Here is a 14,529-nt window from a genome sequence, read left to right as displayed (position 1 = left end):
CGCACGTTTTTGGGCATGCGGCCTGTAAAAGTGAGGGCGGGATGTATATCTATCGATTGGTCCTGTTGCTGGTTGTCGGGATCTACCTGTTTTCTCCCGCCATCATGGATTGGTGGATCGATGCGACAGGCGCCTGGTACAGGCCCTATCTGCTCTGGCTGATTCTGATCGTTGTGACCTTTATTCTTCAGAGCCAAAAAGATGCCGATGAGCTTTAGCCTGACCCAGATGATCCTGATCAGCGCCGCCTACCTGGGGGTACTGTTTGGTGTGGCCTGGATCAGTGAACGCGGCATGATCCCGCGCGCAATCATTCGCCACCCGCTGACCTACACCCTGTCGTTGGGCGTCTATGCCAGCGCCTGGGCTTTCTACGGCACAGTGGGTCTGGCCTACGAATACGGCTACGGTTTTCTATCCAGCTACCTGGGAGTTTCCGGGGCTTTTCTGCTGGCGCCGGTGCTGCTCTACCCCATTCTGAAAATCACCCGCACCTATCAGCTGTCGTCATTGGCTGACCTGTTCGCCTTCCGTTTTCGCAGCACCTGGGCCGGTGCCCTGACCACGATTTTCATGCTGATCGGCGTGCTACCGCTGCTGGCCCTGCAAATTCAGGCCGTGGCGGACTCCATCAGCATCCTCACCCGTGAGCCGGTGCAACACCGGGTAGCCCTGAGTTTCTGTGCTCTGATCACCCTGTTTACGATCTTCTTCGGTTCGAGGCATATCGCCACCCGGGAGAAACACGAGGGGCTGGTGTTCGCCATTGCCTTTGAGTCGGTGATCAAATTGATCGCCATTGGCGGGGTGGGCCTCTACGCGCTTTATGGCGTATTCGATGGCCCGCAACAATTGGAAGTATGGCTGCTGCAAAACCAGACCGCCCTCGCCGCACTGCATACACCGCTGCAAGAAGGACCATGGCGCACCCTGCTGCTGGTGTTTTTCGCCTCGGCCATCGTGATGCCGCACATGTATCACATGACCTTTACCGAGAACCTCAACCCGCGCGGGCTGGTCAGCGCCAGTTGGGGCCTGCCGCTGTTCCTGCTGCTGATGAGCCTGGCCGTACCGCTGATCCTGTGGGCCGGCCTCAAGCTGGGCGCCACCACCAACCCCGAGTACTTCACATTAGGTATCGGCATTGCCGCCAACAGCAAACCCCTTGCGCTTCTGGCGTATGTGGGCGGGCTTTCGGCCTCCAGCGGGCTGATTATCGTCACCACCCTGGCGCTTTCGGGCATGGCCCTCAACCACCTGGTGCTGCCGCTTTATCAGCCACCCGCCGAAGGCAATATCTACCGCTGGCTGAAGTGGACCCGCCGCGCCCTGATCGTTGCCATTATCATGGCTGGCTACGGCTTCTACCTGTTGCTGGGCGCCGAACAGGATCTGGCCAACCTCGGCATCGTGGCCTTTGTCGCCACCTTGCAGTTTTTGCCGGGCGTGCTCTCGGTACTGTACTGGCCGACGGCCAACCGACGCGGCTTTATTGCCGGCTTGCTGGCCGGGATACTGGTGTGGATGGCGAGCATGCTGTTCCCGCTGGTCGGTAACTTCCAGGGGTTCTATATCCCGTGGCTGAACATGATCTATGTGCTGGACGATACCAGCTGGCACATGGCAGCCATCGCCTCGCTGGCGGCCAACGTACTGATGTTCACCCTGATTTCCCTGTTCACCAACGCCAGCCCCGAAGAAGCCAGTGCCGCCGAAGCCTGTGCCGTGGACAACGTACGCCGCCCGCAACGGCGTGAGCTGCACGCGGCCTCCCCGCAAGAGTTCGCCACCCAGCTGGCCAAGCCTCTGGGGGCCAAAGCGGCGCAAAAAGAAGTCGAGCAGGCGCTGCGTGACCTTTTCCTGCCTTTCGATGAACGTCGTCCCTATGCCTTGCGCCGCCTGCGTGACCGGATCGAAGCCAACCTTTCCGGCTTGATGGGCCCCAGCGTCGCACAAGATATGGTCGAGACCTTTTTGCCCTACAAGTCCGGCGGCGAAAACTACGTGACCGAAGATATTCATTTTATCGAAAGCCGGCTTGAAGATTACCACTCGCGCCTGACCGGGCTGGCAGCCGAACTTGACGCCTTGCGCCGTTATCACCGCCAGACCCTGCAAGAGCTGCCGATGGGTGTGTGTTCACTGGCCAAGGATCAGGAGATCCTGATGTGGAACAAGGCCATGGAAGAGTTGACCGGCATCCCGGCACAGCGCGTGGTGGGTTCGCGCCTGGGAACGCTGGGCGATCCATGGCGCGAGTTGCTGCAAGGTTTTATCGACCTGCCGGACGAACACTTGCACAAGCAGCACCTGGCACTCGACGGCCAGACCCGCTGGCTCAACCTGCACAAGGCGGCCATCGACGAGCCGCTGGCACCGGGCAACAGCGGCCTGGTACTGCTGGTCGAGGACCTGACCGAAACCCAGATGCTCGAAGACAAGCTGGTGCATTCCGAGCGTCTGGCCAGCATCGGCCGACTGGCGGCGGGGGTGGCTCATGAAATCGGCAACCCGGTCACCGGCATTGCCTGCCTGGCGCAGAACCTGCGCGAAGAACGTGAAGACGATACCGAACTGACGGAAATCAGCAGCCAGATCCTTGAACAGACCAAACGCATCTCGCGCATCGTCCAGTCCTTGATGAGTTTCGCCCATGCCGGTAGCCACCAGCACAATGACGAGCCCGTCTGTCTGGCCGAAGTAGCCCAGGATGCCATTGGCCTGCTGGCCCTGAACCGGCGCAATTTCGAAGTGCAGTTTTACAACCTCTGTGACCCGGACCATTGGGTCGACGGCGACCCGCAGCGGCTCGCCCAAGTGTTGATCAACCTGCTCTCCAACGCCCGCGACGCCACGCCTGCCGGCTGTGCCGTACGGGTCAAGAGCGAGGCCAGCGAGCACACCGTCGACCTTATCGTGGAAGATGAAGGCACAGGCATTGCGCAGAACATCATGGACCGGTTGTTCGAACCGTTTTTCACCACCAAGGACCCTGGCGAAGGCACAGGTCTGGGCCTTGCACTGGTCTATTCCATCGTTGAAGAGCATTATGGACAGATCACCATCGACAGCCCGGCTGACATTCACAGCCAACGCGGAACCCGTATCCGGGTGACACTACCGCGTCATGTCGAAGCGACGTCCGCTGTGAACTGAGACCGTCGAGAGAACCGAATCAATGCCGCATATTTTGATCGTCGAAGATGAAACCATCATCCGCTCCGCGCTACGCCGTTTACTGGAGCGCAATCAGTATCAGGTCAGCGAGGCTGGCTCGGTGCAGGAAGCCCAGGAGCGCTTCAGCATCCCGTCGTTTGACTTGATTGTCAGTGACCTGCGCCTGCCCGGCGCTCCGGGTACCGAGCTGATCAAGCTTGGCCAGGGCAAGCCGGTACTGATCATGACCAGCTATGCCAGCCTGCGCTCGGCCGTGGACTCAATGAAAATGGGCGCGGTGGACTACATCGCCAAACCCTTTGATCACGACGAAATGCTGCAAGCGGTGGCGCGCATTCTGCGTGATCGGCAAAACACCCAGAGCGTGCCGGCCGAACGCCCTGCCAAAGCAGGCATCGCTGACAAAAGCACGGTGGATAACAGCAACGGTGAAATCGGCATCATCGGTTCCTGTCCGCCGATGCTGGACATGTACAACAAGATCCGCAAAGTAGCGCCCACTGACTCCAATGTACTGATCCAGGGTGAATCCGGCACAGGTAAAGAGCTGGTCGCCCGCGCCCTGCACAACCTATCCCGACGCGCCAAGGCACCCATGATTTCGGTCAACTGTGCGGCCATCCCCGAGTCCCTGATCGAATCCGAACTGTTCGGCCACGAAAAAGGCGCGTTCACCGGCGCCAGCGCGGGCCGGGCCGGCCTGGTTGAAGCGGCCGATGGCGGCACGCTGTTCCTCGATGAAATCGGTGAACTGCCGCTTGAAGCCCAAGCCCGCCTGCTACGGGTACTGCAGGAAGGCGAGATTCGCCGCGTAGGCTCGGTGCAGTCGCAAAAGGTCGATGTCCGCCTGATTGCCGCGACCCACCGAGACCTGAAAAGCCTGGCCAAGGTCGGTCAGTTCCGCGAAGACTTGTACTACCGCCTGCACGTTATCGCGCTCAAGCTGCCTGCGCTGCGTGAACGTGGCGCTGACGTCAACGAAATCGCCAACGCTTTTCTTGCCCGCCAAAGTGCCCGCATTGGCCGCACTGACTTGAAATTCGCCCCCGATGCCGAACGGGCAATCAGTCATTACTCATGGCCGGGTAACGTGCGCGAACTGGAAAACGCAGTGGAACGCGCGGTGATCCTGTGTGAAAGCCCGGAAATCTCGGCCGAATTGCTGGGTATCGATATTGAACTGAGCGACCTGCAAGACGATGACTTCATCGGCCTGGCCCCGCAGCAGGGCATCAGTAACGGTAACACCAGCCTTGATCCGACCGAGGACCTGTCGCTGGAAGACTACTTCCAGCACTTCGTCCTTGAGCATCAGGACCATATGACCGAGACCGAACTGGCTCGAAAACTGGGGGTCAGCCGCAAATGCTTGTGGGAGCGACGCCAGCGTCTGGGAATCCCGCGACGCAAAACCGGCGTGCCAAGCGAAGGTTAGGTAACAACATCAGGTGTAAATAACTGTTACCGCTGTTAAATCACGTAACAAAAGCCGGGTCTTACGGTAACGATGACCCGGCTTTTTTTTGCCCAGAAAAAGGCAAGAACCCTGAAAACCCCTTATTTTGCTGGGCCACGCAAAAGTTGGCACGCACCCTGCAATATGTATTCGTACAAGAACAATAAGAATCACAGCAGCACACAATAAAAATAAGACGTATCGGCTCACGCATAACAAGAACAACACGGCGGAGGCGCAGCTAACTGATTGTTTTGGAGAGGTGTTGTAAATGGGGCTTGCCCCGCGACCAGGCAGAGAACAACAAAAACTGCACTTAAAGCAGAGCCTGAACTGGTTGGATCATTGATCACATCAACGCAGCGACCAAAGCAATCCGTTTGCTCTTATCTCCCGATTGGGAGGGTTGTACAGGCAAGACCTATGCAACCAGGGCGATTAACAAAAACAAAAAGCCCGCAATCAATAATAAAAATAGAGCACGCAACTAATTCTGGGGGAGCTTCGGCTCCCCTTGTGGTTTGTGCGATTTAACAAATCCACCTCCCCCTCTAAACCGCACCTCTTGCAGCTATTTTTGCTTGCAGCTTGCAGCTTCACTCGCAAGAGCGGCTAAGCGTCCTACACCATCCCCTGACTAAATGCTAGAATCCCCGCCCATCATGCGGTCATTCTTCGTTTTGGCCGAACATTCCTTCAAACAGTGCATCCCATGCTGAAGAAGCTGTTCCAGTCATTCCGTTCTCCCAAGCGTCGTACGCAACAACTGCGCAGCACCCCTGAAGTGCTCAACAGCAGCCAACACTCGCTGCAACGTGCCCAGTTCAGCCGCTACGCGGTCAATATCGTCGAACGCCTGCAGAACGCCGGTTACCAGGCCTATCTGGTTGGCGGTTGCGTACGCGACATGCTGCTCAATATCACGCCAAAAGACTTTGACGTCGCCACCAGCGCCACGCCCGAGCAAGTGCGCGCCGAGTTTCGCAATGCGCGAATCATCGGTCGTCGTTTCAAGTTGGTGCATATCCACTTTGGCCGCGAAATCATTGAAGTCGCGACCTTCCGTGCCAATCACCCGCAAAACGACGAAGAGGAAGACAGCAACCAGTCCTCGCGTAACGAAAGCGGGCGCATCTTGCGCGACAACGTCTACGGCACTCTTGAAGAAGACGCCCAGCGTCGTGACTTCACGATCAACGCCCTGTACTACGACCCGGTCAGCGAGCGCATCCTCGATTACGCCAATGGCGTACACGATATCCGCAACCGCTTGCTGCGTCTGATTGGCGACCCGCAACAACGCTACCAGGAAGATCCGGTGCGCATGCTGCGCGCCGTGCGTTTTGCCGCCAAGCTCAACTTTGGCATCGAAAAGCACACCGCCGAACCGATTCGCGAACTGGCGCCAATGCTGCGCGAAATCCCTTCGGCGCGCCTGTTCGAAGAAGTCCTCAAGCTGTTCCTCTCGGGTAACGCTTCAGACACCTTCGAAATGCTGGTTGACCTCGAGTTGTTCGACCCTCTGTTCCCGGCCAGCGCCGAAGCACTGGAGCACAACCCGACGTACACCCACACCCTGATCAGCGAAGCCCTACGCAATACTGATCTGCGCATCAAACAGGGTAAACCGGTGACCCCGGCCTTCCTGTTTGCAGCCCTGTTGTGGCCCGCGTTGCCTGCACGGGTATTGCGCCTGCAAGATCAAGGCATGCCGCCAATTCCTGCCATGCAGGAAGCCGCCCATGAACTGATCGCCGAGCAATGCCAGCGTATTGCCATTCCCAAGCGTTTCACCATGCCGATCCGCGAGATCTGGGACATGCAGGAGCGCCTGCCACGTCGCAGTGGCAAGCGTGCCGATATGTTGCTCGACAACCCGCGTTTCCGTGCCGGGTATGACTTCTTGCTATTGCGTGAAAGCGCAGGCGAGCAGACCAACGGCCTGGGCGAGTGGTGGACCGATTATCAGGACGCCAATGACAGCGTCCGCCGCGAGATGATCCGCGACCTGAGCAACGCCAAGGATGACGGTACCGGCCCTGCACCGCGCAAACGTCGCCGCACCGGCGGTGCCAAGCGCAAACGTAGTGCCGCAACGGACGAGTAAGCGATGGAACGTGTCTACATTGGAATGGGCAGCAATCTGGCTGACCCGGCAGATCAGTTGCGCAGTGCCGTAGAGGCCCTGACGCAATTGCCTGAGTCCCGATTTGTCGGGGTTTCGGCGTTCTATCAAAGCGACTCGCTGCTGCCCGGCCAGCCGCGCTACACCAATGCCGTAGCGGCCATCGACAGCTCGCTGGCGCCGCTTGACCTGCTCGATGCCCTGCAGGCCATCGAACTGGACCAGGGACGCGAGCGCCTGGAGCGTTGGGGCCCACGCACCCTGGACCTGGATATCCTGCTGTTCGGCGATCGCCTGATCGACGAGCCTCGCCTCAAAGTCCCGCATTACCACATGCACGCCCGGCCTTTTGTGCTTTACCCGCTGGCCGAACTGGCGCCGGCATCGCTTGAACTCGCTGATGGCCGCACGCTCGCGCAATTGCTGAGCGACTGCCTATTCATCGGCCTTGAGCGCATCGCATCGTAAGCTGAAACGAATCAATACCCGGGTAACACTCTCACGGTAACACCCGGAATTGACTTCCAGAGCCCTCGTCACGACTATAGGCATCCCGCTGCCATCCACCGGATGGTGCAATGTGAAAAGCAGGCTTTATAAGCACCCTCTATAAAGGTGTGCCTGTTCATAACGATGAATCACACGCGTTACTCGCAGTGGTTATCACACTGCCTGACGAGGATCCTTTTCATGCCAGCTATTACCCTGACCACCCTGCAAAGCCTTAAGCAGAAAGGTGATAAAATCACCATGCTGACGTGCTATGACGCCACCTTCGCCCACGCCTGCAATCAAGCCGGTGTTGAAGTGCTGCTGGTAGGCGACTCCCTGGGCATGGTTCTCCAAGGGCATGACAGCACATTGCCTGTGACGACCGCCGACATGGCCTACCACGTGGCCTGCGTCAAACGCGGTAACCAGGACGCCTTGATCCTCGCGGACATGGCCTTCATGGCCAACGCGACTCTGGAACAAAGCCTGAACAACAGCGCCTTACTGATGAAGGCCGGTGCCCACATGGTCAAGGTCGAAGGCGCCGTATGGCTTGCCGAATCGATTCGGGCAATGACCGAACGCGGCATTCCCGTGTGCGCGCACATGGGCCTGACCCCACAGACCGTGAATGTGCTGGGCGGTTACAAGGTACAAGGGCGCAACGAGAACCAGGCCCGGCAGATGCGCGCCGACGCTATTGCCCTGGAGCAGGCTGGCGCTGCCATGCTGCTGCTGGAATGCGTGCCGAGCGAACTGGCCAAAGAAATCACCCACGCAGTCAAAATCCCGGTTATCGGCATTGGCGCCGGCAGCGACACCGACGGCCAGGTCCTGGTACTGCACGACATGCTGGGCCTTTCGCTGACTGGCCGCGTGCCCAAGTTCGTGAAGAACTTCATGACCGGCCAGCCTGACATCCAGTCCGCCCTGCGCGCCTACGTCACCGAAGTCAAAGCCGTCAGCTTTCCTGCTACCGAACACGGATTCTCTGCATGAACACAGTTAAAACCGTTCGCGAACTGCGCGCCGTCATCGCCCGCGCACGCCGTGAAGGCAAACAGATAGCACTGGTTCCAACCATGGGCAATCTGCACAGTGGCCATGGCGCGCTGGTAACCACCGCCGCGCAACAGGCCGACTTTGTGGTGGCGAGCATTTTCGTCAACCCGCTGCAATTTGGCGCCAACGAAGACCTCGATACCTACCCGCGTACCCTGGCAGCCGATCAGGAAAGACTCCTGCAGGCAGGCTGCGACTTGCTGTTTGCCCCGACCGTTGAAGAGATGTACCCCAACGGCATGGAGGGGCTGACGCGCGTTACTGCTGCCAAATTGAGCAATGAACTGTGCGGCAGCCGTCGCCCGGGGCATTTTGATGGCGTGACAACCGTGGTCAGCAAGCTGTTCAACATGGTTCAGCCCGACCTGGCGATCTTCGGGCAAAAGGACTACCAGCAGTTGGCAGTCATTCGCGCGATGGTCAACGACCTCAATTTCCCGATCCAGATCATCAGCGAACCCACCGTACGCGCCGAAGACGGCCTGGCCCTGTCTTCGCGCAATGGTTACCTGAGCGAAGAGCAGCGAGCCCTGGCGCCAGCCCTGTACCGTCACCTGAGTGAAATGGCGCGCGCCATCGAAGCCGGTGAGCGCGATTACCCGGCACTGGTGCGCCAGCATCTGGCGCAAATCGAAGCCCTCGGCTTTCGCCCGGACTACCTGGAAGTACGCCAGGGGCAAACCCTGCTCCCGGCACAGGCCAGCGATCGCGATATCGTGATTCTGGTGGCTGCCTTCCTGGGCGCCACCCGTTTGATCGACAACGTACATCTGAATCTCGACAGCGCGCTCTGACAGAGTCGCCTGTGCGGAACCGCGGAATGACCCGCACTTCAAGAAGAAACACTGAAACGTTTCACCTGCTGTGACGTAACTGTGACAAAAGTTACTTCTCGGTGTCAGACAAAGCCAAGACAGAAGCAGGCGCGAAGGTTACTGTAATCGCCCTGCTTTCAGTTAACGTGCAGAATCAGACCGACCGAACGCCTGAACAATAAAAAGCAGGCGTAGGTGTTTTCAGTGTCCAAAGGCAGTTCAAGCAAAAAGGATATCCGCAGCGATGGCGTACTACCGCACCCCTCACGACGTTACCGCCCTGCCCGCCTGGCAGGCGTTGAAACTTCACCGCGCCGGCATGCAGAACTTCAGCATGCGCGATGCGTTCAACAGCAACCCGAAGCGTTTTGAAGAATTCACCCTGAGTAGCTGCGGGCTGTTTCTGGACTACTCGAAAAACCTGATCACCAGCGAAACCCGCGACTTGCTGGTCGACCTCGCCAATGAGGTTGACCTCAAAGGCGCGATCAAGTCGCTGTTCGGCGGCGAAATCGTCAACGCCTCCGAAGGTCGCCCGGCCCTGCACACCGCGCTGCGTCGCCCGGTGGCCGACAAACTGTCGGTCAACGGCGTGAACATCATGCCCGAGGTGCATAAAGTCCTGAACCAGATGACCGAGCTGGTCGGCCGGATTCACGACGGTCTGTGGCGCGGCTACACCGAGAAGCCAATCACCGATATCGTCAACATCGGCATCGGCGGCTCGTTCCTCGGCCCTGAGCTGGTTTCTGAAGCGTTGCTGTCCTACGCGCAAAAAGGTGTGCGCTGCCATTACCTGGCGAACATCGACGGCAGTGAGTTCCATGAACTGACCGCAAAACTGCGCGCTGAAACCACGCTGTTTATTGTTTCGTCCAAGTCGTTCAACACCCTCGAAACCCTGAAAAACGCCCAGGCGGCACGCGCCTGGTACCTGGCCCAGGGCGGTTCCGAAGCTGAGTTGCATCGCCACTTTATCGCCGTATCGAGCAACAATGCGGCAGCCGTGGCATTCGGCATTCGTGAAGAGAACATCTTCCCGATGTGGGACTGGGTCGGCGGTCGTTACTCGCTGTGGTCGGCCATCGGCTTGCCAATTGCCCTGGCCATCGGCATGTCCAACTTCAAAGAGCTGCTGTCCGGCGCCTACAGCATGGACCAGCACTTCCAGACCGCGCCGTTCGAACAGAACATGCCGGTACTCATGGCCGCACTGGGCGTGTGGTATGGCAACTTCTGGGGCGCGCAAAGCCACGCGATCCTGCCGTACGACCACTACCTGCGCAACATCACCAAGCACTTGCAACAGCTGGACATGGAATCCAACGGCAAGAGCGTGCGCCAGGACGGTACTCCGGTGTCAACCGATACTGGCCCGGTGATCTGGGGCGGCGTGGGCTGCAACGGTCAGCATGCGTATCACCAATTGCTGCACCAGGGCACCCAACTGATCCCGGCCGACTTTATCGTGCCGATCGTCAGCTTCAACCCTGTGGCAGATCACCATCAGTGGCTGTATGCCAACTGCCTGTCGCAAAGCCAGGCGCTGATGCTGGGTAAAACCCGCGAAGAAGCCGAAGCTGAATTGCGCGACAAGGGCATGAGCGAAGAAGAGGTGCAAAAACTGGCGCCGCACAAGGTGATCCCGGGCAACCGTCCGAGCAACACCCTGGTGGTTGAACGCATCAGCCCGCGTCGCCTGGGTGCACTGGTTGCGCTGTACGAGCACAAGGTCTTTGTGCAAAGCGTGATCTGGGGCATCAACGCCTTCGACCAATGGGGTGTTGAGCTGGGCAAGGAGCTGGGCAAGGGCGTCTACAACCGCCTGACCGGCATTCAGGAAGAGCCTGCCGACGATGCATCGACCCAAGGTCTGATCAACTACTTCCGCGGTCGTCATCGCGGTTGATTGATAGCCAGCCAGTCTTCACCGACTGGCTGGCACCATCGAGAAAGGCATCATGGACTTTATCCGCCGCCCCATCGAGCGCCAGATCATGAGCCTGACCGGGCTTTCCCTCGGCAAGCTCGACCTCGAAAACCCCAAGGGCGACCCCGGCCTGTTCGGCCCGGACTCCATCAGTTGGCAGGTACACGGTGATTTCACCAGCATGCTGATTGGCGGCATCAGCGCCTTGATGCTGCAAGCCTTGCACCCACTGGCCCTGGCCGGGGTGTGGGACCACTCCAATTTCCGTGAAGACATGCTGGGTCGGCTACGCCGTACCGGGCAGTTCATTTCAGGCACAACCTTCGGCGCCAGCGGCGATGCCAACTGGCTGATCGACAAGGTGCGCACCATCCACCTGCAGGTTACCGGCACCGGCCTCGATGGCCGCCCCTATGCCGCCAGCGATCCCGAACTGCTGACCTGGGTGCATGTGGCCGAAGTCAGCAACTTTCTCGCCGCCCACCTGCGCTATCGCAACCCGCATTTATCCGCGCAAGATCAGGACCGCTACTACGACGAAATCGCCGTGATCGCTGAACGCCTGGGCGCCACCCACGTACCGCGCTCACGTCAGCAAGTAGCCGACTACCTTGACAGCATCCGCCCGAAATTGCTGTGCGATGAGCGCAGCCGTGAAGTCATTCGCCTGCTGCTCAACGCCCCTGCTCCCAGCCTGCTGGCCAAACCTTTTGGCGCACTGATGATGCAGGCCGGGATCGACTTGCTGCCCGACTGGGCCAGCGACCAGCTGGGCCTGCATCAAGGCCCGACGGTTCGCAAACTGGTACGGGCCGGGGTGAACAGCACCGCACCGATTCTGCGTTGGGCCGTGCGCAACGGCTCGGTACAGCGAGCGCGACGGCGCATGGGGCTTGGCTGAAAACCGCTGCGCTGCCATCGCGGGCAAGCCCGCTCCCATAGGATCTGTGGCGCTCTTGTGGGAGCGGGCCTGCCCGCGATGAACTCAACACCGATTTATGCCACCATGCCCGCCTGATTCCGAGCACAACACTCCAAGAATAAAGAGGACTCAAGTAATGCAAGACGTCGTAATCGTTGCGGCTACCCGCACCGCCGTTGGCAGCTTTCAAGGTTCGCTGGCCCATGTACCTGCCGTAGAACTGGGTGCCGCAGTCATTCGTCAGTTACTCGCACAGACCGGCCTGGATGGCGCCCAGGTCGACGAAGTGATCATGGGCCAGGTACTGACCGCCGGTGCCGGGCAAAACCCTGCCCGCCAGGCGGCAATCAAGGCCGGGCTGCCTTTTGCGGTGCCGGCACTGACCCTGAACAAAGTCTGCGGCTCGGGCCTCAAGGCCCTGCACCTGGGTGCCCAGGCCATTCGTTGCGGTGATGCAGAGGTGATCATCGCCGGTGGCCAGGAAAACATGAGCCTGTCCAATTACATCATGCCCGGCGCCCGCACCGGTTTGCGCATGGGCCACGCTCAGGTCGTCGATACAATGATCAGCGATGGCCTGTGGGATGCATTCAACGACTACCACATGGGCATCACCGCTGAGAACCTTGTGGACAAGTACGGCATCAGCCGTGAAGCGCAAGACGCCTTCGCCGCAGCCTCACAGCAAAAAGCCACTGCCGCAATTGAAGCCGGACGCTTTGTCGATGAGATCACGCCCGTCCTGATCCCGCAGCGCAAAGGCGACCCGATCGCATTCACCACCGACGAGCAACCGCGCGCCGGGACTACGGCCGAGTCATTGGCCAAACTGCGTCCTGCATTCAAAAAAGACGGTTCTGTCACCGCGGGTAACGCCTCTTCACTCAATGACGGCGCAGCCGCCGTGATGCTTATGAGCGCCACCAAGGCCAAGGCCCTGGGCCTGCCGGTACTGGCCAGAATCGCGGCCTATGCCAATGCCGGTGTCGACCCGGCCATCATGGGCATCGGCCCGGTCAGTGCTACCCAGCGCTGCCTGAGCAAAGCCGGCTGGACGCTGCAACAACTGGACCTGATCGAAGCCAACGAAGCGTTCGCCGCGCAAGCGCTGACCGTGGGCCAGGAATTGAACTGGGACGCGAGCAAGGTCAACGTCAACGGCGGCGCAATTGCCATTGGCCACCCGATTGGTGCCTCGGGCTGCCGTATCCTGGTCACCCTGCTCCACGAAATGCTCAAGCGCGACGCCAAAAAAGGCCTGGCCACCTTGTGCATCGGCGGTGGTCAGGGCGTAGCGCTGGCAATCGAGCGCGAGTAACCACGTCCTCTGTGGGAGCGGGCTTGCTCGCGATGCCGGCAATGCGGCCTGCCTGCTTCACTGCGGTGATGCAATCGCGAGCAAGCTCGCTCCCACACTGAAGTTTCGTACATCCTATTCTGCTAAACTGCCGCGCCTTATCTGTCCCCCAAGGCGCAACGCATGTCTTTCTTGAATCAGGCGCTGCGCGCCGCCCTCGATAACCGTAAAGACTTGTTGGCCGAGCTGCACGCTCAGGGCACCGACTGTTATCGCCTGTTCCACGGCAGCCAGGAAGGCGCCGGCGGCCTGACCATCGACCGTTACGGCCCGCAACTGCTGGTGCAAAGCTTTCATCAACGCCTTGAGCGCGATGACTTGCTGCAACTGCACGAAGCCATCAACCGCCACCTGGGCCTCGACCTGCTGCTGGTCTACAACGACCGCTCCCAGGGCAACTCGCGTATCGACCGCGAAGACACCGTGTACCGCGCCGAAGACGCAGCCCTTCAAGACACCGTCGGTCACGAATGGGGCCTCAAGTACCGGGTGCGCGGCCGCCATGCCGGGCAAGACCCACTGCTGTTCCTCGACCTGCGCAATGCCCGTGGCTGGGTCAAGCAGCACAGTGCCGGTAAAAGCGTGCTCAATCTGTTTTCCTACACCTGCGGTGTGGGCCTGAGTGCCGCTGCGGGCGGGGCCAGTGAAGTCTGTAACCTCGACTTCGCCGAAGGCAATCTGGCAGTTGGCCGCGAAAACGGCCTGCTGAACCCTGAACTGGCAAAGATGAAGTTTGTGCAATCGGACTATTTTGCGGCTATCCGCCAACTGGCCGGTTTGCCGATCATCCAGCGCCGCCACAAGCTGCCCGCTTACCCGCGTATGGATCAGCGTGAATACGACCTGGTGTTGCTCGACCCGCCAGCCTGGGCCAAGAGCGCATTCGGCACGGTCGATCTGCTGCGTGACTACCAAAGCCTGCTCAAGCCTGCCGTATTGACCACAGCACCGGACGGCGTGCTGATCTGCTGCAATAACCTGGCAAAGGTCAGCATGGATGACTGGCGCGAACAGGTTTTGCGTTGTGCCGAGAAAGCCGGACGCCCGGTCCGCGACTGGCAGGTCATGACCCCGGCCAGCGATTTCCCCTCCATGGACCAGCAGCCGCCGCTGAAAACCTTGATCCTTCAGTTTTAATCCATTCTCCAAATACGGCGTTCGTCTCGGAACCAGAAACGCGTGCCATACTCCAA

Annotated in this window: 11 protein-coding genes; all 11 read left to right on the top strand. The window is 59.5% G+C overall.

Annotated features, from left to right (window positions below; genetic code table 11):
* Window positions 1-41: 41 nt before the first annotated feature.
* Entirely contained in the window at window positions 42-218 is a 177-nt protein-coding gene (locus CJU81_RS17000; protein ID WP_003176118.1) for a hypothetical protein, read from the top strand.
* Window positions 202-3,156, top strand: coding sequence for a sensor histidine kinase (locus CJU81_RS16995; RefSeq protein ID WP_176464862.1), 2,955 nt, complete (start codon window positions 202-204; stop codon window positions 3,154-3,156). The genes CJU81_RS17000 and CJU81_RS16995 overlap by 17 nt, the downstream gene beginning before the upstream one ends.
* 22 nt (window positions 3,157-3,178) lie before the next feature.
* Window positions 3,179-4,612 carry a sigma-54-dependent transcriptional regulator gene (locus tag CJU81_RS16990; RefSeq protein ID WP_095037561.1) on the top strand — a complete coding sequence of 478 codons (1,434 nt, stop codon included), beginning with the start codon at window positions 3,179-3,181 and terminating at the stop codon, window positions 4,610-4,612.
* 733 nt (window positions 4,613-5,345) lie between these two features.
* Window positions 5,346-6,740, top strand: a complete 1,395-nt coding sequence (locus CJU81_RS16985; protein WP_095037560.1) for a polynucleotide adenylyltransferase PcnB — start codon at window positions 5,346-5,348, stop codon at window positions 6,738-6,740.
* Between the two features lie 3 nt (window positions 6,741-6,743).
* On the top strand, window positions 6,744-7,226 hold the full coding sequence (folK, locus tag CJU81_RS16980) for a 2-amino-4-hydroxy-6-hydroxymethyldihydropteridine diphosphokinase (RefSeq protein WP_095037559.1): 483 nt from the start codon (window positions 6,744-6,746) through the stop codon (window positions 7,224-7,226).
* 222 nt (window positions 7,227-7,448) lie between these two features.
* Entirely contained in the window at window positions 7,449-8,249 is an 801-nt protein-coding gene (gene panB, locus CJU81_RS16975) for a 3-methyl-2-oxobutanoate hydroxymethyltransferase (RefSeq protein WP_095037558.1), read from the top strand.
* Window positions 8,246-9,106, top strand: a complete 861-nt coding sequence (gene panC, locus CJU81_RS16970; protein WP_095037557.1) for a pantoate--beta-alanine ligase — start codon at window positions 8,246-8,248, stop codon at window positions 9,104-9,106. The genes panB and panC overlap by 4 nt, the downstream gene beginning before the upstream one ends.
* A gap of 265 nt (window positions 9,107-9,371) precedes the next feature.
* Window positions 9,372-11,036 carry a glucose-6-phosphate isomerase gene (gene pgi / locus CJU81_RS16965; RefSeq protein WP_095029807.1) on the top strand — a complete coding sequence of 555 codons (1,665 nt, stop codon included), beginning with the start codon at window positions 9,372-9,374 and terminating at the stop codon, window positions 11,034-11,036.
* Window positions 11,037-11,088: 52 nt separating this feature from the next.
* On the top strand, window positions 11,089-11,958 hold the full coding sequence (locus CJU81_RS16960) for an oxygenase MpaB family protein (RefSeq protein WP_095037556.1): 870 nt from the start codon (window positions 11,089-11,091) through the stop codon (window positions 11,956-11,958).
* A gap of 157 nt (window positions 11,959-12,115) precedes the next feature.
* A complete protein-coding gene (locus tag CJU81_RS16955; RefSeq protein ID WP_095037555.1) occupies window positions 12,116-13,297 on the top strand; it encodes an acetyl-CoA C-acetyltransferase in 1,182 nt (393 codons plus the stop codon).
* A gap of 162 nt (window positions 13,298-13,459) precedes the next feature.
* Window positions 13,460-14,473: a class I SAM-dependent rRNA methyltransferase gene (locus tag CJU81_RS16950; RefSeq protein ID WP_095037554.1), complete on the top strand. Its 1,014-nt coding sequence runs from the start codon at window positions 13,460-13,462 to the stop codon at window positions 14,471-14,473.
* The last annotated feature ends 56 nt before the right edge of the window (window positions 14,474-14,529 follow it).

The sequence above is a fragment of the Pseudomonas fragi genome (assembly GCF_002269505.1).
Lineage (GTDB): Bacteria > Pseudomonadota > Gammaproteobacteria > Pseudomonadales > Pseudomonadaceae > Aquipseudomonas > Aquipseudomonas fragi_D.
This window is presented reverse-complemented; position numbering and strand designations above follow the sequence as displayed.